Annotated in this window: 17 protein-coding genes and 1 tRNA gene; 7 read left to right on the top strand and 11 right to left on the bottom strand. The window is 71.0% G+C overall.

Going from position 1 to position 20221, the window contains the following annotated elements:
• Positions 1-3: 3 nt before the first annotated feature.
• Positions 4-1776 (bottom strand): ABC transporter substrate-binding protein, encoded by a 1773-nt coding sequence (locus ACFO6V_RS24285; protein WP_377140564.1) that lies wholly within the window; start codon positions 1774-1776, stop codon positions 4-6.
• A 242-nt stretch (positions 1777-2018) separates the two neighbouring features.
• Here ACFO6V_RS24285 and ACFO6V_RS24280 point away from each other — a divergent pair.
• Positions 2019-2091 (top strand) — tRNA-Arg (locus ACFO6V_RS24280).
• A 42-nt stretch (positions 2092-2133) separates the two neighbouring features.
• On the opposite strand, the gene ACFO6V_RS24275 is transcribed toward ACFO6V_RS24280, so the two are convergent.
• A complete protein-coding gene (locus tag ACFO6V_RS24275) occupies positions 2134-3366 on the bottom strand; it encodes an ROK family transcriptional regulator (RefSeq protein ID WP_377140561.1) in 1233 nt (410 codons plus the stop codon).
• 90 nt (positions 3367-3456) lie between these two features.
• Here ACFO6V_RS24275 and xylA point away from each other — a divergent pair, with 90 nt between their 5' ends.
• The 3 genes from xylA to ACFO6V_RS24260 all read left to right on the top strand — a co-directional run bounded on the left by xylA (position 3457) and on the right by ACFO6V_RS24260 (position 7814).
• Positions 3457-4611 carry a xylose isomerase gene (xylA, locus tag ACFO6V_RS24270; RefSeq protein ID WP_377140558.1) on the top strand — a complete coding sequence of 385 codons (1155 nt, stop codon included), beginning with the start codon at positions 3457-3459 and terminating at the stop codon, positions 4609-4611.
• Positions 4612-4788: 177 nt separating this feature from the next.
• Complete coding sequence (locus ACFO6V_RS24265) at positions 4789-6285, top strand: xylulokinase (RefSeq protein ID WP_377140556.1); 1497 nt, start codon at positions 4789-4791, stop codon at positions 6283-6285.
• A gap of 137 nt (positions 6286-6422) precedes the next feature.
• Positions 6423-7814 (top strand): serine hydrolase domain-containing protein, encoded by a 1392-nt coding sequence (locus tag ACFO6V_RS24260; RefSeq protein ID WP_377140554.1) that lies wholly within the window; start codon positions 6423-6425, stop codon positions 7812-7814.
• An 8-nt stretch (positions 7815-7822) separates the two neighbouring features.
• Here ACFO6V_RS24260 and ACFO6V_RS24255 read toward each other — a convergent pair whose 3' ends face one another.
• The 6 genes from ACFO6V_RS24255 to ACFO6V_RS24230 form a co-directional block, all read right to left on the bottom strand.
• Positions 7823-8755 (bottom strand): carbohydrate ABC transporter permease, encoded by a 933-nt coding sequence (locus ACFO6V_RS24255; protein ID WP_377140551.1) that lies wholly within the window; start codon positions 8753-8755, stop codon positions 7823-7825.
• Positions 8752-9249: a hypothetical protein gene (locus ACFO6V_RS24250; protein ID WP_377140549.1), complete on the bottom strand. Its 498-nt coding sequence runs from the start codon at positions 9247-9249 to the stop codon at positions 8752-8754. Before ACFO6V_RS24250 ends, ACFO6V_RS24255 begins: the two co-directional genes overlap by 4 nt.
• A complete protein-coding gene (locus tag ACFO6V_RS24245; RefSeq protein ID WP_377140546.1) occupies positions 9233-10531 on the bottom strand; it encodes a glycoside hydrolase family 28 protein in 1299 nt (432 codons plus the stop codon). Before ACFO6V_RS24245 ends, ACFO6V_RS24250 begins: the two co-directional genes overlap by 17 nt.
• Positions 10531-12036: an extracellular solute-binding protein gene (locus tag ACFO6V_RS24240; protein ID WP_377140543.1), complete on the bottom strand. Its 1506-nt coding sequence runs from the start codon at positions 12034-12036 to the stop codon at positions 10531-10533. The genes ACFO6V_RS24245 and ACFO6V_RS24240 overlap by 1 nt, the downstream gene beginning before the upstream one ends.
• Before the next feature lie 64 nt (positions 12037-12100).
• A complete protein-coding gene (locus tag ACFO6V_RS24235; RefSeq protein ID WP_377140541.1) occupies positions 12101-12775 on the bottom strand; it encodes a YesL family protein in 675 nt (224 codons plus the stop codon).
• A gap of 43 nt (positions 12776-12818) precedes the next feature.
• The gene (locus ACFO6V_RS24230) at positions 12819-13793 is read right to left on the bottom strand and encodes an ABC transporter permease (protein WP_377140538.1); all 975 of its coding nucleotides are present in this window, start codon (positions 13791-13793) and stop codon (positions 12819-12821) included.
• Positions 13794-14054: 261 nt separating this feature from the next.
• Here ACFO6V_RS24230 and ACFO6V_RS24225 point away from each other — a divergent pair, with 261 nt between their 5' ends.
• Positions 14055-15629, top strand: coding sequence for a glycoside hydrolase family 43 protein (locus ACFO6V_RS24225; protein WP_377140536.1), 1575 nt, complete (start codon positions 14055-14057; stop codon positions 15627-15629).
• Positions 15629-17623, top strand: coding sequence for a DUF6807 family protein (locus ACFO6V_RS24220; RefSeq protein ID WP_377140534.1), 1995 nt, complete (start codon positions 15629-15631; stop codon positions 17621-17623). Before ACFO6V_RS24225 ends, ACFO6V_RS24220 begins: the two co-directional genes overlap by 1 nt.
• On the opposite strand, the gene ACFO6V_RS24215 is transcribed toward ACFO6V_RS24220, so the two are convergent.
• Genes ACFO6V_RS24215 through ACFO6V_RS24205 form a run of 3 tightly spaced genes read right to left on the bottom strand, consistent with a single transcriptional unit; the run spans position 17608 to position 19590 of the window.
• Positions 17608-18114 carry a dihydrofolate reductase gene (locus ACFO6V_RS24215; RefSeq protein WP_377140532.1) on the bottom strand — a complete coding sequence of 169 codons (507 nt, stop codon included), beginning with the start codon at positions 18112-18114 and terminating at the stop codon, positions 17608-17610. The two genes, ACFO6V_RS24220 and ACFO6V_RS24215, sit on opposite strands and share 16 nt — an antisense overlap.
• Complete coding sequence (locus ACFO6V_RS24210; protein ID WP_377140529.1) at positions 18114-18917, bottom strand: thymidylate synthase; 804 nt, start codon at positions 18915-18917, stop codon at positions 18114-18116. Before ACFO6V_RS24210 ends, ACFO6V_RS24215 begins: the two co-directional genes overlap by 1 nt.
• Before the next feature lie 49 nt (positions 18918-18966).
• A complete protein-coding gene (locus tag ACFO6V_RS24205; protein WP_377140527.1) occupies positions 18967-19590 on the bottom strand; it encodes a hypothetical protein in 624 nt (207 codons plus the stop codon).
• 148 nt (positions 19591-19738) lie between these two features.
• Between ACFO6V_RS24205 and ACFO6V_RS24200 the strand changes: the two genes are divergently transcribed.
• Positions 19739-20221: an OsmC family protein gene (locus ACFO6V_RS24200; protein WP_357508857.1), complete on the top strand. Its 483-nt coding sequence runs from the start codon at positions 19739-19741 to the stop codon at positions 20219-20221.

The raw sequence follows: 20221 nt of genomic DNA, 5'->3' as shown, positions 1-20221 counted from the left end.
ACGTCAGGAGGCCGGCTCGAGTGCGAGCAGCGCGTTGAGGCCACCCATCTGCACGTACCCGTTCCACATCACCGGGAAGTACGCGTCCTCGCGCCCCTCCTTGGGCCAGTTGGTCCACTGCGACTCGTTGTACTGCGCCCACGCGCCGTTGTACCAGAGCGGGATCGCCGGCAGGTCCGTCATGAACTTCTCCTGGACCTGGGACAGCGTCTCGGAGAACTCCGGTGTGCCGCTCTCGGTCCGGGACAGGTCCTGCACCAGCTCCCAGGCTTCCTCGTCCTCGTACCGGCCGAAGTTGCCCGCCAGCATCTGCTCCTGGACGGGCTGGTAGAACGCGTAGTTGTAGTAGGTCCAGGGCGTGTTGCTGATGCCCGCGTTGCCGTTGATCAGCAGGTCGAAGTCGCCGGTGGCCCGGGCGTCGTCCACGGCGCCCGCGTCGGGGAAGTCCGCCGTGACCTTGATGCCGGCCGCCGAGGCGTCCTCCGCGATGACGCGCGCCGCCTCCATCCAGTCGGTCCAGCCGGCGGGGACGATGAGCTTGAGGTCGATCTTCTCGCCGTCGGGCGTCTCGACGAACCCGTCGCCGTCGGTGTCCTCGTAGCCGGCGTCGGCCAGGATCGACTTGGCCTCCTCCGCGTCGAACGTGAACCCGTGCTCCGCGGCAACGTCCTCGTCGTAGTACTGCTCGAACGCCGGGACCAGACCCGACGGGTGGGCCTTCGACACGAGGCCGCCGTAGGCGTTCGAGACGATCTTGTCGACGTCGATCGACCGCGCGAGTGCCTGCCGGAAGTCGACGTCGTCCATCGGGGCCCGCGTCTGGTTCGGGATCAGGTTGGCCGACGCCGCCGCCAGCATGTACGGCTCGCCGTCGTAGTAGGTGCTGACGGAACCCTGGTCCACGAGCGTGTTCACGCCGGGCAGGAAGTTGTTGCTCAGGTCGAGGCTGCCGGACAGCATCAGGCCGAGCGCCACCTCGTTGGAGGTGTTCACGACGTCGACGATGTACTTCATCGGCATCTCGAGGCCGAGCTCGCTCTTGGCCCACCAGTCGTCGTTGCGCTCCCAGACCATGCGGTCCTGCCCGACGGCGGAGAACTTGAACGCCCCGGAACCGATCGGCTCCTCGTTCGGGTTGGACAGCAGCTCGTCGTCCGACCACTCACCCATGATGTGCTCCGGCACGATCATGGTCGTGTAGAGCCAGTTGTCCCACTCCTGGAAGCGGGGGTCGGAGAACGTGAACTCGACGGTCGTGTCGCTCGTCGCCTCCGCCTTGTCCAGCCAGGTCCACAGGTTGCTCCACGGCACGGCGTCGACCTTGCCGAGCTCCGCGGTGAAGACCACGTCCTCGGCGTCGAGCGCCTCGCCGTCCTGCCAGGTGAGGCCCTCGCGGAGCGTGAGCTCGTAGGTGTCGTCGCCGGTCCACTCGCCGCCCTCGGCGAGCCAGGGCTTCAGCTCGAGGGTGATGGGGTCGAACTGGAACAGCGGCTCGTAGAGCAGGCCGCCCAGGCCGGTGGCGCCACCGGCACCGGGAATCGGGTTCCAGGATGCGGGCGGGCCCCACTGGGTGCCGCTGGTGAAGAGCGTCTCCTCGCGCGGGTACTCGCCGATGAGCTCGGTCGCCGACTCCATCCCCTCGGCAGTCGCGTAGGGATTCGGCGCAGCCGTGGGTGCGCTCCCACCGCCTCCGGAGCAGCCTGCCAGCAGCAGGCCCGCGGCTGCGGCCGTCGCCAGGGCCAACGCGCCCCGGGACCTGTTCTGTCGAAGGAACATCATCGATCCTCTCGTCCGGCCCCCGCACGGTCGTCGTGCGGACCGGCGCATCGTTACACCGGGTTGGTGAGCATCGTTCTGCCCCACGAGAGATTGGTCAAGGTTTGTGACCGATGTTGCTAAATCGACACCTGCGCCTGAACGTGGCACTTCGCGCATCGGGCCGCGCTGCCGCTAGGCTGTGTGCGCCGGTCCGGGCATCGCCCGACGCCGGACGCGCTCCTCCGTACGGAGAGGCGCGAGCGCCTGTAGCTCAGTGGATAGAGCACCGCTCTCCTAAAGCGGGTGTCGGCAGTTCGAGTCTGCCCAGGCGCACATCTTTGCGGTGGCCCCGATCGACGAGCTCGACCGACGGTGTCAGACCCAGGCCGCCGGGTCGGCGAGCACCGCCTGCAGCACCTCGCGTGCGCCGCCCGTGAGCGCCGCCTGCGGCCCGGCCTGCGCGGCGCGGACGTCCAGGTCGACGAACGGCGCGGCGAGCACCCGGTCGGCGAGCACCTCCTCGACGTCGGCCCGGAGCCAGGGCAGCAGCTCGGTGTAGGCGCCGCCCAGCACGATGGTGGAGACGTCGAGCAGGTTGACGAAGTCGGCGAGGGCGGAGCCGAGCGCCCGCCCGGCCGGCAGCGTGGCCATGGCGCTGCCCGACACGGCGGGGCCCGCGCCGTCCCGGGTCAGCCGGGCGAGGAGCGCGTCCAGCGGGGAGTCCGGCGGCAGGCCCGCCGCGCGCATCATCGCCTCCTTGCCCGCGTACTGCTCCAGGCAGCCGAACGCGCCGCACGAGCAGCGGGGCCCGGCCGGGTCGACGACGACGTGCCCGATCTCGCCGTTCCACCCGCGCTCCCCCAGGAACAGCGCGCGGTCGACGACGATGGCCGCGCCGATGCCGACGTCGCCCGAGACGAAGATGAAGGAGTCGGGTGCCGCGACGTCGGAGCCGCCGGCCAGCTCGGCGAGCGCCGCGAGCTTGGCCTCGTTGGCGATGCGGACTTCGAGGTCGCCGAGCCCCAGCAGCGGGACCGGGTCGAGCGTGGACCAGCCGAGGTTGGGTGCCACCTCGAGGAGCCCGGTACGCGGGTCGACCAGGCCGGGGAGCGCCAGGCGGGCCCCGGCGACGGTCATGCCGGACGCCGCGACGCCGTCGGACACCTCGCGAGCGAGCCTGCCGAGGCGGCCGAGCACCTCCGTCGGGTCGCTGTCGTGGAAGGCGCCGGGAATCACCTGCTCCGCCACGACTTCCCCGGTGAGATCGAGCACGCGCGCGCCGAGGTAGTCCACGTTCACCTCGAGCCCGAGGCCGACGACGGAACGGGGTGCCGGGACGAGCGGGACCGCGGGTCGGCCGGCTCTCCCGCCGGTCACCGCGGGCAGCTCCCGCACGAGCCCGGCGGCTACCAGCTGGTCGACGAGCGTCGACACGGTCGCCCGGGCCAGGCCGGTCGCGGCGGCGACGCCGGCGCGCGATAGCGGTTCGGAGACCTCGAACACGGCGCGCGCGACCAGCTCGAGATTGCGTTCGCGCAGGGTGTGCTGCCGGGCCGCGCCAGGGCCCGTCCACGTGGTGCTCTCGCGTGCGGTCCCGGCGGTGGTCACGCCTTGACTGTAGCCGAACCTCGCGCAATAGTTCATCCGTACAACAAATGCGGCGCCGCATACCGGGGCCGCCTCGATGAGGAGACCTCCGTGAGCGACATCAAGTACTCGTTCGGCCTGTGGACCGTCGGCTGGCCTGGCGCCGACCCGTTCGGCACGGCGACCCGCCCCGACCTCGACCCCGCCGAGTCCGTCCGCAAGCTCGCCGACCTCGGTGCCTGGGGCTTCACGTTCCACGACAACGACGTCTACCCCTTCGGTTCGGACGACTCCGCCCGCCAGAAGCACATCGACTCCGTCAAGCAGGCCGCCTCGGACACGGGCATGGTCTGCGAGATGGTCACGACCAACACGTTCACGCACCCCGTCTTCAAGGACGGCGCGTTCACCTCCAACAACCGCGACGTGCGCCGCTTCGGCCTGCGCAAGGTGCTGCGCAACGTGGACCTGGCCGCCGACATGGGCGCCTCCACGTTCGTCATGTGGGGTGGCCGCGAGGGCACCGAGTACGACAACTCGAAGGACCTCAACGCCGCGCACGCGCGCTACGCCGAGGGCATCGACACCGTCGGCTCCTACATCAAGGAGAAGGGCTACGGGCTCAAGATCGCCCTGGAGCCCAAGCCCAACGAGCCGCGCGGCGACATCTTCCTGCCGACGATCGGTCACGCCATCGCGCTGATCGACTCGCTCGACAACGGCGACATCGTGGGCCTCAACCCGGAGACCGGCCACGAGCAGATGGCCGGCCTCAACTACACCCACGGCATCGCCCTGGCGCTACACCTGGGCAAGCTGTTCCACATCGACCTGAACGGCCAGCACGGGCCGCGCTACGACCAGGACCTCGTGTTCGGTCACGGCGACCTGCTGTCCGCGTTCTTCACGGTCGACCTGCTGGAGAACGGGTTCCCCAACGGCGGCCCGCGCTACGAGGGCCCGCGCCACTTCGACTACAAGCCGTCGCGCACCGAGTACCTCGACGGCGTGTGGGAGTCGGCCAAGGCCAACATGGAGACCTACGACATGCTCGCGGCCAAGGCCGCCGCATACCGTGCCGACTCCGAGGTACAGGCCGCGTTCGAGCACGCGGGGATCTTCGAGCTGGGCCAGTCGACCCTCGCCGAGGGCGAGACGTTCGACTCGTTCCTCGCCGAGGCCGACCCCGACGTCGACGCCCTGGCCGAGAAGGACTACGGCCTGGTCCGCCTCCACCAGCTGGCGCTGAAGCACCTGATCGGCTGACCTCCCCGCGCGCCTGAACTGTCAGAACCTCAGCCACGTGTCAGACGTACAGGTCACTCGAGTGACCTGTACGTCTGACACGTCCGCGAGGTTCTGCGGCGACGTTCAGCCTGCGAACTCGACGCGGTAGCGTGGCCAGCCGCGTCCCTTCCCCTTCATTCTCTTCCTGGAGCATCGATGCCCCTCGTCGCCGGCGTGGACACGTCCACGCAGTCCTGCAAGATCGTCGTGCGCGACGCCGAGACCGGAGCGCTGGTCCGCACCGGTTCCGCCAAGCACCCGGACGGCACGGAGGTGGACCCGCGGCACTGGTGGGACGCCTTCCAGGAGGCCGCCGCCGCGGCGGGCGGCCTGGCCGACGTCGCAGCGCTCTCCGTGGGCGGTCAGCAGCACGGCATGGTCGTGCTCGACGCCGACGGCAACGTCATCCGGCCCGCGCTGCTCTGGAACGACAACCGTTCCGCGCCGTCGGCCGAGGCCCTGATCACCGAGCTGGGCGAGGGCAGCCGCGAGACGGGCGCCCAGGCGTGGGCCGACGCCGTCGGCTCGGTGCTCGTCGCCTCCCTCACCGTCACCAAGCTGCGCTGGCTGCACGACAACGAGCCGGAGAACGCGGCGCGCGTCGCCGCGGTGGCGCTCCCCCACGACTGGCTGTCCTGGCGCATCGCGGGCTACGGGCCCGCCGACGACCCCACGGCCCCGCTGGGCCCGCAGCTGGACAAGCTGTTCACCGACCGGTCGGACGCGTCGGGCACCGGGTACTACGACGCCGCCGTCGGCGAGTACCGCCTCGACCTGCTCGAACGCGGCCTCGGGCGGACCGACGTCGTGCTGCCGCGCGTGGTCGGCGTGGCCGAGGCGGGCGCCGTCGCGCACCCGTCCGTCGCGGGCTCAGCGGTCGACCCTTCGACTGGCTCAGGGACCGGTTGTCTCATCGGGCCCGGCGCCGGCGACAACGCGGGCGCGTCCCTCGGGCTCGGCATGACGTCCGGCGACATCGCCATCTCGATCGGTACCTCAGGGGTCGTCTCCGCCGTCGCGCCGAAGCGCACCGCCGACGGGTCGGGCGCGATCAACGGCTTCGCGGACGCGACGGGCAACGCCCTCATGCTCGCCGTCACGCTCAACGCGGCGCGTGTGCTGGACGCCGCCCGCGAGGTGCTCGACGTCGACTTCGACGGCCTCGCCGAGCTCGCGCTGCAGGCCCCGCCCGGTTCGGACGGACTGGTGCTCGTGCCGTACCTGGAGGGCGAGCGCACGCCCAACCGCCCCGACGCGACGGGCACCCTGCACGGCATCCGCCTCGCGACGTCGACCCGCGCGCACCTCGCCCGCGCCTACATCGAGGGCATGCTCTGCGGGCTCGCCGACGGCCTCGACGCGCTGCGCGCGCAGGGCGTCTCGGTGGACCGCGTGATGCTGATCGGCGGCGCGGCGCAGTCGCCGGCCGTGCAGCAGATCGCGCCGCAGGTCTTCGGGCTGCCGATCGGTATCCCCGAGCCGGGCGAGTACGTGGCCGACGGCGCCGCGCGCCAGGCCGCCTGGACCCTTGCGGCCGCGGGCGATCCGGAGGCCGCTGCCCCGGCGTGGTCCACGACGATCGCCACGACGCTCGACGCCGACCCGAAGCCGGCGATCCGCGAGCAGTACGCCGCCGTCCGCGACCTGGTCTGACCGCAGAACGCGGCTCCGCCAGGACGGTCGAGCCAGCCGGAGAACTAGTACGTCCGCGGGGTGTGTTGCGCACGGTAGACAACGTCTACGCTGCGCAACACACTCCGCGAACCTGGGTTCGCCCTGAGGAGGTACGCGTGCCGGACATCTTCGTCGGCGACCTGATCGCCGCGCTCGGCCGCCGGGCGCATGCGCTCGGCATCGCCCTGCACACCGTCCAGGTGAGCGTCCGCGGCGAGACCGTCGCGCACGCCGTGAGCGAGCCGATCGACCTGGACACGCCGCAGCGGATGTACTCGGTGTCCAAGACGGTCACGGGCCTGGCCATCGGGCTGCTCGCGGACGAGGGGTTGCTGAGCCTCGACGACCCCGTGACGAAGCACTTCCCCGAGATGGGCCCGGTGCATCCGTGGCTCGAGGCGACGACGATCCGGCACATGCTCGCCATGCGCGGCCCGCACCGGTCCACCACGTACAAGCGCACGGACGACGGCTGGCTGGAGTCCTACTTTCGCGTGCCGCCAACACATCCGCCGGGCACGGTCTTCACCTACGACACGAGCGCCTCGTACACGCTCGCCGCACTGGTGGAACGCCTTACGGGCGCCTCGCTCCCCGACTTCCTGCGCCCCCGGCTGTTCGACCCGCTGGGCATCAGCCCTGACCTGCGGTTCCTCACCGGGCCGGAGGGCATCGCCCACGGCGGCTCGGGGCTGATCTGCACCCCGCGCGACCTGCTGCGGCTGGCGCACCTCCTGCTCGACGACGGCGTGCACGACGGCGTCCGTCTGCTGCCTGCCGACTACCTCCGGGATGCCACGAGCCCGCAGGCGGACACCGCACTGCAGAACTCCGCCGCCGCACTGCGTGGCGGCTACGGCTACCAGCTCTGGCTCCCACGTCCGGGATGGTGGCTCATGTTCGGGCTCGGCGGCCAGCTCGTCTACGGCAACCCCGCCCGGGGCCTCGCGGTTGTGGTCACCGCGGACTTCCAGGCCTGCCCGAGCGGCGACCGGTTCATCGACGACGTGCTCGACCTGCTGATCGACCCGCTGGTCGAAGCGCTCGACGCCGGCCGTGGCCTCAGCGGCGCGCACGGCACCGCCGTCGAGCTGCCCTGGCCCGCGCCTCGTCATGACCCAGCACATGCACAGCCCGTCGCTGAGCGCTACGCGAACGTCGTCGACGGCCCCGGCCCTGCCGAACTCGTGCTCTCACTGGACACCGGCGGCGGTCGGCTGACCAGCGCCGACGGCCGGACCGCAACCGGCTGGGACGTCGAGCTGCGGTTCGACCGTCCGGTACGGACCGTCGTCGACGACCAGCCCGCCGTCGTCACTGCCGGTTGGACCAGCCCCGACACCTTGGACGTGCGCTGCTCGCTGCTCGGCGACAACCTCACGACCTGGCGGACCCGCCTCGCGTGGGCACCGGACGGCACCCTGACCGTGCAGTCCCAGGTGTTCGGCGAGACCGCTGACCACGCGTGGAACTTCCACGCGGCCTATCGCGCCGCCATCCCCAGCTGACCACTCCGTCAGCCCTTGACCGAACCGATCAGCGCCCCCTTCACGAAGTACCGCTGGATGAACGGGTAGACCAGGAGCATCGGCAGCGTCGCCACGACGATCACCGCCATCTTCACGGACTGGGCCGGCGGCACGACGTCGACCACCGAGGCGTCCGCGTTCATGCCGCTCGCGACGATGACGATCTGACGCAGCAGGACCTGGATGGGCCACTTCTCGGAGTCGTTGATGTACAGGATCGCGTTCTGGTAGGTGTTCCAGTAGCCGACGGCGTAGAACAGGCCGATCGTCGCGATCGAGGCGAGCGACAGCGGTAGCACGATGCGCAGGAACACCCCGAGGTCGGAGCAGCCGTCGATGCGGGCCGCCTCCTCGAGGCTGTCCGGGATCGCCTGGAAGAAGCTGCGCATGATGACGAAGTTGAACGCGTTGATGGCCACGGGCAGGATCAGCGCCCACAGCGAGTCGATGAGCCCCAGGTTCTGCACCACGATGAACGTCGGGATCATGCCGCCGCTGAACAGCATCGTGAAGATGACGAGGAAGTTGATCACCCGCCGCCCGCGCAGGTAAGGCTTCGAGAGCGCGTACGCCATGAACGACGTGAGCAGCAGGCTCACGAAGGTCCCCATCGCCGTGACGAACACGGAGACACCGAGCGCCCGGAAGATGGTCGACGTCGACAGGATGTAGCGGTACGCGTCGAGCGTGAACGTCTCGGGGATGACGACGAAGCTGCGCGTCGCGAGCTCACCCGGCGTCGCGAACGAGCTGCCGAGGACGTTGAGGAACGGCAGCAGGCAGAGCGCGGCGAACCCGCCGAGCACCACCACGTTGACGATGCGGAATGCCCGCACCGCAGGTGTCGGACGTCGGAAGCCGGGCGTGCGGCCGACCAGCCGCTCCAGGGGCACCCGGGGTGCGGTGTCTGTCGGGTTCATCGTGTACTCCCAGGGTCGGGCCCTCGGTCGGGCCGTCGATCGGGCCGCCGCAGCGCGAACAGCCCCGCGCCGGCGAAGAACAGGAAGGCGACCGGGTAGAGGACGAGCTGGCTGCCCACCAGGCAGACCAGGCCTGCGGTCGCGAAGAACCACCCGGTGCTGCGTCGCCCCGGCCGGCGTCTGGCCACGAAGATCCCCGTGATCCCGAGCAGGAGTACCACCATGAGCGTGAAGCCGAACCAGGCGGCGAGGGTCCGCGCGGCGTCGTAGGGATCGCCGGCGACGCCGCTCGCCGTCAGGTCCAGGCCGATTCGCTGCATCTCGGGGTACAGGGTGGCGGCGAACTCCGCCCGGTCGAGCCGGTTCATCACCACCGTGAACGCGTCGAGGAACACCGTGGACAGGGCCATGCCGGCCACTGCCGACCAGACCTCCACGGTGCGCCGCAGGGCAGGTTCCGCCGGAGCCGCGACCCGCTCAGTCGCCGTCGCCATCGGACCCCACCTCCTCGCGGCGCAGCGTCGGGCTGTCCTCGACGTGGAAGGCGGGACCGTCGGCGCCGTCGACCCGGACCCGGCTGAGGTCCGAGTCCGCGACGTTCCCGAGGTGGAACCCCTGCCGCACCATGAGGTCCACGCCGTCCGCCATCGCGGGTCGGCCCGGGACGGCGTCGGCGGCGAACGAGACGGCGATGTCGTCGAGGGTGAGCTCCGTCAGGGGCTGCTCGGGCAGTCCGAAGATATGCCCGGCCGCCGCGTGCACCCCGCGCGCGGTGATGTGCGCGAGGTGGATGCGGCGGAAGACCGGCGTGGAGTCGTCGACCGGGTGCGCGCTCCGGTCGCCGACGCGCGGCTCGTCGCCGTCCGGGCCGCAGAAGTAGTGCGGGTTGACGACGATCGGGCACATGACGTCGGTCATGACGAGGTTGGTCACCCGGATGTCTTCGACCGTGCCGCCCCGGCCTCGCCGGGACTTGATCCGGATCCCCCGGTCGGTGCCCTGGAAGACGCAGCCGGTGATGACGACGTTGCGTACGCCCCCGCTCATCTCGCTGCCGATGACGACGCCGCCGTGCCCGTGCACCATCGTGCAGCCCGTGATCGTGATGTTCTCGCACGGGACCCGCTCCGGCGAGCTCTCGGTGCCCGACTTGATGGTGATGCAGTCGTCGCCGACGTCGATGTGGCAGTCGCTGATCCGGACGTTCCGGCACGACTCCGGGTTGATGCCGTCGGTGTTCGGCGAGTCGGGCGGGTTGGTGATCCGCACCCCCGTGACGCTGACGTCCTGGCAGAGCAGCGGGTGCACCGTCCAGGCCGGCGAGTCGCGCAGCGACACGTCCCGGATGGTCACGCGTTCGCACCCGTGCAGCCCGATCAGGGTCGGGCGCGGGTACGCCAGAGCCTCCCGGTCGTCGCGGAACGTGTCCCACCAGCGCTGTCCCTGACCGTCGATCGTGCCGAGCCCGGTGATCGCGACGTCGGTCTCGCCGCCGGCGTAGAGGCACGGCGAATGGATCAGGCTGGGCGCCCCCTCCCAGCGTGCCTCGACCGGCGGGTACAGGTCGGGGTCGGGCACGAACTCCAGCCGGGCGCCCGCCTCGAGGTGCAGCTCCACATGGCTGCGCAGGCGCAGCGCGCCCGTGCGGTGCACGCCGGACCGGACGACCACGGTGCCGCCACCGGCCTGTGCGGCGGCGTCGATCTCGGCCTGGAGTGCTGCGGTCTCCAGGAGACCACCTGCTTCCGGAGCTTCAGGGCCGGCGTGCACCGTCATCAGCCGTTCACCTCGGCGTACGCCGCCGTGAACTCCTCGATGATCTGGTCGAGCCCCTGGCCGCGCAGGCTCTCGATCGTCGCCTCGAAGTCGGCCATCTCGATGGCCCCGGTGATGTACTGGTTGTAGGAGTCGGTGACCTGCTGCTCGATGGTCGACCACCGGCTGTCGTACGTCTCGGACGTGAGCGACTGGGCCGGGTTGGTGATGACGTACTCCTCGTTCTCCGCCATGAGCTCGTTGCCCTCGTCCACGTACGGCGTGGTGCTCTTGTACGTGACGACCTTCTCGGACGGACGGGAGGACGCGTAGGGCTGGACCTCCTGCTCCCACGCGGTCTGGTCGGTGACCGTGACGACGCCTTCGCCGTCGACCTCGTAGTGGGTGCCCTCGACGCCGTTGGTCATGAGGCCGAACGCCTCCTCGTCCATCAGCTTGTCGATGAACCCGAGCACCTTCGTCAGTTCCTCCTCCGACTCCACCTCGGACTTCGGGATGGCGAGCCAGCCACCCATGCCGCCACCCGTGTCCGTGAGGATGCGACGGGGCACGTCCTCATAGGTGATGTCGTTGACCAGCGCCCACTCCATCGGGGTCTCGGGGTCAGCGCTCTCGGCGAGGGCGAGGTAGTTCTTCGCCTCGAACAGACCCGTGACGACGATGCCGCCCTTGCCCTGCGCGATGCCGTCCTGCTGGTTCTGCTTCTGGACGGTGACGAACTCCTGGTTCACGCCGCCGTCCTCGTACACGCCGCGGTACCACTCCATGGCGTCCTTGTAGGCGTCGGTGGTGAAGGTCGGCACGACCTGCCCGTCGTCGGTCACCTCGAACTGGCTGCCCGCGCCGAAGTACCCGGTCAGGGAGCGGAAGCCGACCTTGAAGCTCTCCTCGCGGTCGTAGAACCCGGTCGTGTCGTCCTTGCCGTTGCCGTCGGGGTCGTCGTGGGCGAAGGCGTGCGCCACCTTCGTGAGGTCCTCGATCGTGTGGGGCACCTCGAGACCGAGGTTGTCCAGCCAGTCCTGCCGGACGACGACGCCGTAGCGGGCCTTGATCTTCTGGAACGGCACGCCGTAGAGCTCGCCGTCGATCCGGGCGGAGTCGAGGGTCACGGGGTCGATCTGGGACAGGTTCGGGAAGTCCGCGAGGTAGTCCTCGACATCCCAGAACATGCCGGAGGTGAGCGCCGTCCGGACGGTGGTGCTGTCGCTCTGCGTGAGCGAGACGATGTCGGCCAGCTCGCCGGAGGCGAGGGCGGCGTTCATCTTCTCCTCCTTCGAGGCGTCGGGTACCCACTGCACGTCGAACTCGGTGCCCGTGTGCTCCTCGAGCGCCTTCTCGATGACACCGTCCTTCTCCGGCGTCGTCGGGGTGTGCAGCATCGCCATCCAGGTCACCGGTCCGTCCGCGGCGGCGTCGCCGTCGCCGGACCCGCCGCCGCAGGCGGCGAGCGTGAGCGCGAGCACCGTCGCCGACGCGACCGCCGTGCCGTTCCTTCGTGAGTTCATGAGCTGTCCCTTCAGTGGTGTGAGGTCGTCACCCGTCCGCGACGTTGCGGGCGGGCGGGTAGAGCTACCGAGATGCGACGGCTCGCGGTCTCGCCGGTTCCGCCTCTCCGTCGGTGTCCGTGGCCGGGTCGATGGCCGGTTCCGCCGTCAGGCCGCGGAACACGGCACGGGTGACGAGGGCGACGGCGTACGCCGGGATGCCCATCCCGAACAGGACGAGCAGCGGCAGCGCGAACTGCCACAGCACCCACCAGGTGGCCCCGACGACCGTCGCGCCGAGGATCGTCCAGTGCAGCGAGCCGAGGCCGATCATCAGCGCCCCGCCGAGCTGCCGCGGGATCGTGGCAAGGTCCGTCGCGGCCAGGACCGGGTAGACGTAGGCCGCGGTGATCGCGAGCACCACCAGCGCGCCGACGTTGAGGACCTGGACGTACCAGCTCTCCACCAGGAAGACGTTGGTGACGATGACGCCGCCGGCCGCCAGCAGGATCCACGAGACGACCATCGATCTCCCGGCCCGCTCCCTGGCGTACCGCCAGAAGACGCGGGCGGGCGGCGGGGTCTCGCCGGCGCGCAGCCACCGGTCGAGGTACTTCGCCAGCGCGTACGACGCCGGGCCGACGCCGAGCACGCCGAGGCCGAGGAGCGTCGTCGTCAGCCAGAGCAGGTTGAGGAACGCGACGCGGTACACGCCGGTCAGGAACGTGTTGATCCGTACGAAGCCTTCGAACGAGAACACCGTGCACCTCCCTTCGCTGCCCGGTGGGTGCCGACGGGGCGCATCAGTAGACGCCCTCTTCGCCGAAGCGCTTGGCGAGCCGGTTGGCCATGATCACGAGCAGCAGGCCGACGAGGCCCTTGAAGAGTCCGACGGCGGCCGCGTAGCTGAGCTGCCCGTTCTGGATGCCCGTCGTGTACACGTAGGTGTCGAAGATCTCGCCCACCTCGCGGTTCAGGGAGTTCATCACCAGGAACATGTGCTCGAAGCCGAGCTCCAGGAAGTCGCCGATGGCCAGGATGAACATGACGATGATCGTCGGCCGGATCGCGGGCAGCGTGATGTGCCAGGACTGGCGCAGCCGGCCTGCGCCGTCGAGCTCCGCCGCCTCGTAGAGCTGGGTGTCCACCGCGGTGATCGCCGCGAGGTAGACGATCGTGCCCCAGCCCGCGCCCTTCCAGATCTCCTGGCCGATGTAGAGCGGCCGGAGCCAGTCGGGGTCGGTGAGGAACGGGACGGGTTCGCCGCCGGCGTCGACGATCAGGTTGTTGATGCTGCCGCCGTCCGTGGACAGCAGCACGTAGAAGATCGAGGCGACGATCACCCACGACAGGAAGTGGGGCAGGTAGATGACCGACTGCACGCTGCGCTTGAAGTACCTGCCCCGCAGCTCGTTGAGCAGCAGCGCCAGGACTATCGGCACCGGGAAGGCAAAGACCAGCAGCATGAGGGAGATCACCAGCGTGTTGCGCAGCAGCAGCACGAAGGTGTCCTCGGTGAACAGCCGCACGAAGTGGTCGAGACCCACCCAGGGGCTGCCGCCGATACCGAGGAACGGCATGTAGTCCTGGAACGCGATGACCAGCCCGCCCATCGGGGCGTACTTGAACACCAGGAAGTAGACGATGCCCGGCACCGCCATCAGGTAGAGCGTCCGGTGCCGCAGGAGTGCGCCGCGCGGACGACGGCGCTCCCGCTGACGGTCGGTGCCCGGGCTCACCTGGGGCGGCCCCGGCGCCTCGGTGGTCGCCGCGGTCATCCCCGCGTCCTCACGGTCCTCGTCGCTACCACCATTGGTATGCCTCCCGCTCGCCGTTGAGCCACGCCCGATTGTGAATCCATACAGCAACCGGTTTCCGGGACCGTACCCGACGACCCCGACGGTCCGCAAGGCCCCTTTTGCCTCGCTCGTCTCCGATCGGGTGCGCACCTACCGCGAGCGGGAAACCGGTTGCTAGGGTGACCCCCACCGCACCGCGAGAAACGAACCAAGAATCGGTTTCTCGCGTTTCACGACGATGTGACGGACGAAAGGCAGGCGATGGCGCTCTACTCGAACCCGGTCCTCGACGCCGACTGGCCCGACCCGGACGCGATCCGGGTCGGCGACGACTTCTGGCTGGTCGCGTCGAGCTTCAACCGGGCTCCGGGGCTCCCGGTCCTGCACTCACGGGACCTCGTGACCTGGGAACACGTCGCCAACGCACTGCCGCACGTCCCACCCGTCGACCACTACGCGCTCCCCCGCCGCGGCTCGGGCGTCTGGGCGCCGAGCCTGCGGCACCACGACGGACGCTTCGTGATCGTGTACCCCGACCCGGACCACGGCATCTACGTGCTCACGGCCACCGACCCCCGCGGTCCGTGGTCCGAGCCGTGGTGCCTGCTGCCGGGCCGGGGCCTGATCGACCCGTGCCCGCTGTGGGACGACGACGGCCAGGCGTACCTCGTGCACGGCTGGGCCGGCAGCCGCGCCGGGATCAAGAACCGGCTGACCGTGGTCGAGGTCGACCCGGGCCTGCGGCAGGTGGTCGGGGGCCCGCGCACCGTCGTCGACGGCGAGGAGCTGCCCGGCTTCCGGACCCTGGAGGGCCCGAAGCTGTACAAGCGGGACGGCTGGTACTGGATCTTCGCCCCGGCGGGCGGCGTGGCGACCGGATGGCAGACCGTCTTCCGGTCCCGCTCCGTGTGGGGCCCGTACGAGCACCGGGTGGTGCTCGAGCAGGACACCACGCCGGTCAACGGCCCGCACCAGGGCGCATGGGTGGACGCGCCGGACGGGTCCGACTGGTTCCTGCACTTCCAGGACCGCGGCGTCTTCGGCCGCGTGGTGCACCTGCAGCCGATGCGCTGGGTGGACGGGTGGCCCCAGATCGGTGAGCCCCTGGGGCACGGCCGCGGCCGGCCCGTCGCCGTGCATCCCCTGCCGGTGCCGGCTGCGGAGCCGGTGCCGGCGGGGGGCGACGGGCGGCGCGAGCCCGTCCGCAGTGACGACTTCACCATCCCCGGGCCGGCGGTGCGCTGGCACTGGCAGGCGAACCCGCAACCCGGCTGGGTCGAGGCGTCCGGCGACGGCGCGCTGCGCCTCCGGGCACAGGTCACGGCCCGCGGCGACCTCCGGGAGCACGGCGCGGTCCTGTGCCAGCAGCTCCCCGGCCGGCCGAGCACGTGGACGACCCGGGTGACGCTCCAGGGCGACTCGCCGGGTGTCCGGGGCGGGCTGGTGCTGCTCGGCCGGGAGTACGCCTGGTTCGGCCTGGTCCGCACGCCGACCGGTGTCGACGTCGCGCTCCGGCGCAGCACCCCGGCAGGGGCGGCGGCCGTCGAGGAATCGCTGGCCCAGGCCCCGGCGCCCGGCGACACCCTCGACGTGCGGCTCGCGATCGACGACTCGGGCACCGCATCGTTCTCGTGGTGCGCCCTCGGCACAGGAGCCTGGCAGGACCTCGGGCCGACGTGGACAGCGGTGGCCGGGCACTGGATCGGCGCGGAGGTCGGCCTCTTCGCCGCCGCCCCGCCGGGCACGCCCGCCGCGGAGCGCGGCGGCGCGCTGTTCGGCCCGGTCCGGGTCACCGTCGCCGGAAAGGACGCCTGATGGCCCGGGCCGCGCGGAACGGCGTCACCATCGCGCAGGTGGCCACGGCCGCCGGCGTGTCACGCGCGACCGTCTCGCGCGTCATGAACGGCCAGTCGTCGGTCGCCGCGGACATCGCCGAGCGCGTGCGCGCCGCGGCCGCCGACCTGCAGTACCACCCCAGCAACCTGGCGCGCGGCCTCTCCCTCGGCCGGACGAACACCGTCGCGCTCGTCGTACCGGACCTCGCGAACCCGATGTTCCAGCAGATCCTGCGCGGGGCCATCGCCGCGGCCGAGCCGTTCGGCTTCCGGTTCCTGGTCGCCGAGACCGCCGAGCACGCCGAGACCGAGGCCGAGATCGCCCTCGAGGCCCGGCGGCGCTGCGACGCCCTGATCCTCGCCGCGCCGCGCAGCCCGGAGAACGTCCTGCGCGAGCTGCTGCCCCAGGTCGAGCCGGTGGTCCTGATCAACCGCGACGTCCCGGGCCTGGACGTACCGGCGGTCCGCGTCGACTACGGCGCGGGGGTGCACAGCATCGTCGACCACCTGGTCTCGCTGGGGCACCTCGACCTCGCCTACGCCGCCGGCCCACGCGCCAGCGCGTCGCACGCGCTGCGCGTCCGCGCACTCGAGGAGGCCCGCGAGCGCCACCACAGCCTCCGCGTCACCACTGTGCCCTGCGGCTCGACGGTCGACGACGGCTACCGGGTCGCCGACGAGGTGCTCCGGAGCGGGGCGACGGGGGTCGTGGCGTTCAACGACCTCGTCGCGTTCGGCCTGCTCGCGCGCCTCAACGAGACGGGGGTCGACGTCCCGGGGGACATCTCGATAGCGGGTTTCGACGACATCGAGCTCGCGCACTACGCGACGCCGTCCCTGACGACGGCGGCGGTGCCGCAGGCGGAGCTCGGCAGGCGGGCCTGGGGGCTCCTGCACCAGATCGTCGTGGCTCGCGGCAGTGCGGCGCAGGGCGGGGACAGGCCTGTTCCCGCCCGGAGCCGGCCGGTCATGCCGGGCCTCGTCGTGCGGTCGAGCACGGGGCCTGTGCCCCCTGCGCGGCGGCTCCCGACGACGTCGTCCGACCGGGCGGGCCGGGCGCGGACCGTCCGTTCGGGCGGGCGCGCCACCTGGTCGGCCACCAGTGACGGCTGGGCCCTCACCGCGGACGACCAGCCGCTGGCCCGCTACGCCGACGGCGAGACCATGCCCGGCGTGCACAGCCCGCGCCCTCACCTGCACCCCTTGCACTCGCTCGAGGGTGTGGCGATGGCCCAGACGGCGCCGACCGATCATCGGCACCACTACGGCGTCTCGATGGCGGTGGCGGACGTGAACGGCACCACCTACTGGGGCGGCCGGACGTTCGTCAGGGGTCAGGGCCCGACGCTGCTCTCCAACCACGGCAGGCAGCGCACCGTCTCGGACGAGGTGGTCGACGGCGGAGCCACGCTGGCCGGTCAGGTCAGCTGGACGGACGAGCGCGGCTGGGAGCAGCTGGTCGAGCGGCGCCGGCTCACGGGGGTGCTGCTCCCGGAGGTGGGGGCCTGGGCCCTCGGCTGGTCGAGCAGCCTGCGCGCCACCGACTCGGACGTGGTGATCGCCAGCCCGGCGACGAGCGGCCGGCCGGGGGCCGGCTACGGCGGGATCTTCTGGCGCCTCCCGTTCGCCGACGAGAGCGTCGTGCTCACGGCGGACGCCGACTCCGAGGCGCGGGCGCACGGCTCCCGCTCGCCGTGGATCGCCGTCGCGCGGCGCACGGGTGACGCGTGGACGACGCTCCTCCTCGTGCAGCCCGCCATGCAGCCAGACAGGGTGGACCCCTGGTTCGTCCGGGTCACCGACTACATCGGAGCCGGACCGGCCCTCGCCTGGGACACGACGCGCCGGATCGAGGCGGGGACGTCCATCGACGTCGACCTGGTCGCCGCGGTCGCCGACCGGCGGCTCTCCGCCGTCGACGCCGCCGACCTGGCCGACTTCGCCGTGGCGCGGGTCCGTCAGGTGCGGGTGTAGGTCAGGTGCCGGAACCGGAGGCCGGACGACGACGTCGTCCACTCGGTCGACGCGGTGACCGCCCACTCGGGGCCGATCTCGGGCGCGAAGACGTCGCCCTCGACCTCCTTGTTGATCTCGGACACCTCGAGCACGTCGGCGACAGGCAGCATCTCGCTGTAGATCTGTGCGCCGCCCATGATCCAGATCTCGTCCCCGCCGGGCGCGTTCGCCGCGATCTCGAGCGCCTCGCCGATGGTCGCGGCCGGCACGGCGTCCGCGTCCGCCACGCTGTCCAGGCCGCGCGACGAGACGACGACGTTGGTGCGGCCGGGCAGCGGACGCTTCGGCAGCGACTCCCAGGTGAGCCGTCCCATCACCACCGGATGGCCCGCGGTGATGCGCTTGAAGTGGGCGAAGTCCTCGGGCACGCGCCACGGGATGTCGCCGCCGGCGCCGATCACCGGCCGTCCGCCGCCGTCGCGTGCCTGTCCCCAGATGAGTCCGATCATCAGACTGCGATCGGTGCCTTGATCGTGGGGTGCGAGACGTAGCCCAGCACCTCGACGTCCACGAACTCGTAGTCGAAGATCGACTCCCGCGGTGCCAGCCGCAGCGAGGGGTACGGGTACGGGTCCCGTTCGAGCTGGGTGCGCACCTGCTCCACGTGGTTGTCGTAGATGTGGCAGTCGCCACCGGTCCAGACGAACTCGCCGACCTCGAGGCCTGCCTGCGCCGCGACCATGTGCGTGAGCAGCGCGTAGGAGGCGATGTTGAACGGCACGCCGAGGAACAGGTCGGCCGACCGCTGGTAGAGCTGGCAGCTGAGCTTGCCGTCCGCGACGTAGAACTGGAACAGGGCGTGGCACGGCGGCAGCGCCATGTCGTCCACCTCGGCGGGGTTCCACGCCGTCACGACGTGCCGCCGCGAGTCCGGGTTGGTGCGGATCTGCTCGACCACCTTCGCGATCTGGTCCACGTGCCCGCCGTCGGGCGTGGGCCAGGAGCGCCACTGGACACCGTAGACCGGCCCGAGCTCGCCCGACTCGTCGGCCCAGTCGTCCCAGATCTTGACCCCGCGCTCCTGCAGCCACCGCACGTTGGAGTCGCCACGGAGGAACCACAGCAGCTCGTACACGACCGACTTCAGATGCACCTTCTTGGTCGTGATCAGCGGGAAGCCCTTGGCCAGGTCGTACCGGATCTGCCGCCCGAAGACGCTGCGCGTCCCCGTGCCGGTCCGGTCGCCCTTGTGGGTCCCGTTCTCGAGCACGTCGCGCAGCAGGTCCTCGTACGGGGTGTCGATCGCGGTCATGCGGCAAGCCTACGTCGAGCGCTCGGGCGGCCCACGACGCGCACCGCCGTCAGTTCTGCTTCGCCCGGAGCTGCTTGAGCTGGGTGCCGCGGCGCCGGTACAGCATGCTCATCGTCACAATCGTCAGCGCGACGAGGCCGCCGATGACCGCACCCCATGCGGTCCCGCCGCGGAACGCCGGCCCGTCGACGTCGAGGATGCGCTCGCCGGCGTGCGCCGCTGCCGACGTGCCGAGGACGATGCCCAGCGTCAGGAGGTTCGGCACCGCGAGCAGGACCGCCAATATGAGGAACCCGCTGCGCACCCGCAAGGACTTCCTGGTGAGGACCGCCTGCGCCAGGAGCAGCACCGGCGCCAGCGTGAACACGCCGCCGATCAGGAGACCCCACCAGGCGCCCGCGGTGAACGACCCGTCCACCGCGTTGCCGATCACCTGGGCCCACCACCGCGGCAGGAACGCGTCGAGGAACAGGTAGATCAGCCAGACGGCCACGATCACCGCGACGACGCCGACGAGCCGCTTCACGAGGTCGCGCCAGTCGGGCCGCCACCGTGCGGCGGCCGACGGCGTCGGCTGTGCTGCCGCGGGGTCGGTGGGCGCCGGGCCGGTCGGCGTCGGGCCGGTCGGCGTCGGGCCGGCCGCCTCGGGGCTGTCGCTCGGGTTCTGCGCCATGAGCACGATCGTCGCAGCGTCGGGTGCACTCTGCGCGGTGAACGGGAACGTCCCGGGCCCTGTTCGCGTTGTGCACTAGTCCGACCGAGCGGGACGCGTTGGCCCTCACTCCGTGACCGTGTCGGTGACCAGTGGAAGGATGATCCTCATGACGGAGCAGATCACCACCTCGAGCGCCACGAGCGCCGCAGACGCCGTGACCCCCTCGCCCACCGACCCGCTCTGGGTGGAGCGCAACGGCATCCGCACCTACACGGGCTTCTCGGCCCGCGGTGCGCGCGTCGAGATCGGTCCGGCCGAGGCGGGAGCCGTGTTCACGCCGGGTGAGCTGATGAAGGTCGCCCTCGCGGCGTGCGCCGGGATGAGCAGCGACAGGGCGTTCGCGCGGCGGCTCGGCGACGACTACAAGACCACCATCCGGGTCGAGGACCCGAAGGACATGGCCGAGGACCGGTACCCGGTGCTCACGGAGAAGTTCGAGATCGACCTGTCCATGCTCGACGACGAGGACCGCGCGAAGCTCCTCACCATCGCGCAGCGGTCGATCGACAAGGCATGCACGGTGGGCCGCACGCTCAAGGCGGGCGCCCAGATCCCGAACGCGCAGTTCGAGCAGCCGACGGAGGACTGA

It is taken from the genome of Promicromonospora alba (assembly GCF_042654905.1).
Taxonomy (GTDB): Bacteria; Actinomycetota; Actinomycetes; order Actinomycetales; family Cellulomonadaceae; genus Promicromonospora; species Promicromonospora alba.
This window is presented reverse-complemented; position numbering and strand designations above follow the sequence as displayed.

Bases quoted from the DNA above. Each gene is read 5' to 3' on its own strand.
- ACFO6V_RS24285 (WP_377140564.1), bottom strand. From the start codon at position 1,776: ATGTTCCTTCGACAGAACAGGTCCCGGGGCGCGTTGGCCCTGGCGACG.
- ACFO6V_RS24265 (WP_377140556.1), top strand. From the start codon at position 4,789: ATGCCCCTCGTCGCCGGCGTGGACACGTCCACGCAGTCCTGCAAGATC.
- ACFO6V_RS24255 (WP_377140551.1), bottom strand. From the start codon at position 8,755: ATGAACCCGACAGACACCGCACCCCGGGTGCCCCTGGAGCGGCTGGTC.
- ACFO6V_RS24250 (WP_377140549.1), bottom strand. From the start codon at position 9,249: ATGGCGACGGCGACTGAGCGGGTCGCGGCTCCGGCGGAACCTGCCCTG.
- ACFO6V_RS24245 (WP_377140546.1), bottom strand. From the start codon at position 10,531: ATGACGGTGCACGCCGGCCCTGAAGCTCCGGAAGCAGGTGGTCTCCTG.
- ACFO6V_RS24240 (WP_377140543.1), bottom strand. From the start codon at position 12,036: ATGAACTCACGAAGGAACGGCACGGCGGTCGCGTCGGCGACGGTGCTC.
- ACFO6V_RS24230 (WP_377140538.1), bottom strand. From the start codon at position 13,793: ATGACCGCGGCGACCACCGAGGCGCCGGGGCCGCCCCAGGTGAGCCCG.
- ACFO6V_RS24220 (WP_377140534.1), top strand. From the start codon at position 15,629: ATGGCCCGGGCCGCGCGGAACGGCGTCACCATCGCGCAGGTGGCCACG.
- ACFO6V_RS24215 (WP_377140532.1), bottom strand. From the start codon at position 18,114: ATGATCGGACTCATCTGGGGACAGGCACGCGACGGCGGCGGACGGCCG.
- ACFO6V_RS24210 (WP_377140529.1), bottom strand. From the start codon at position 18,917: ATGACCGCGATCGACACCCCGTACGAGGACCTGCTGCGCGACGTGCTC.
- ACFO6V_RS24205 (WP_377140527.1), bottom strand. From the start codon at position 19,590: ATGGCGCAGAACCCGAGCGACAGCCCCGAGGCGGCCGGCCCGACGCCG.
- ACFO6V_RS24200 (WP_357508857.1), top strand. From the start codon at position 19,739: ATGACGGAGCAGATCACCACCTCGAGCGCCACGAGCGCCGCAGACGCC.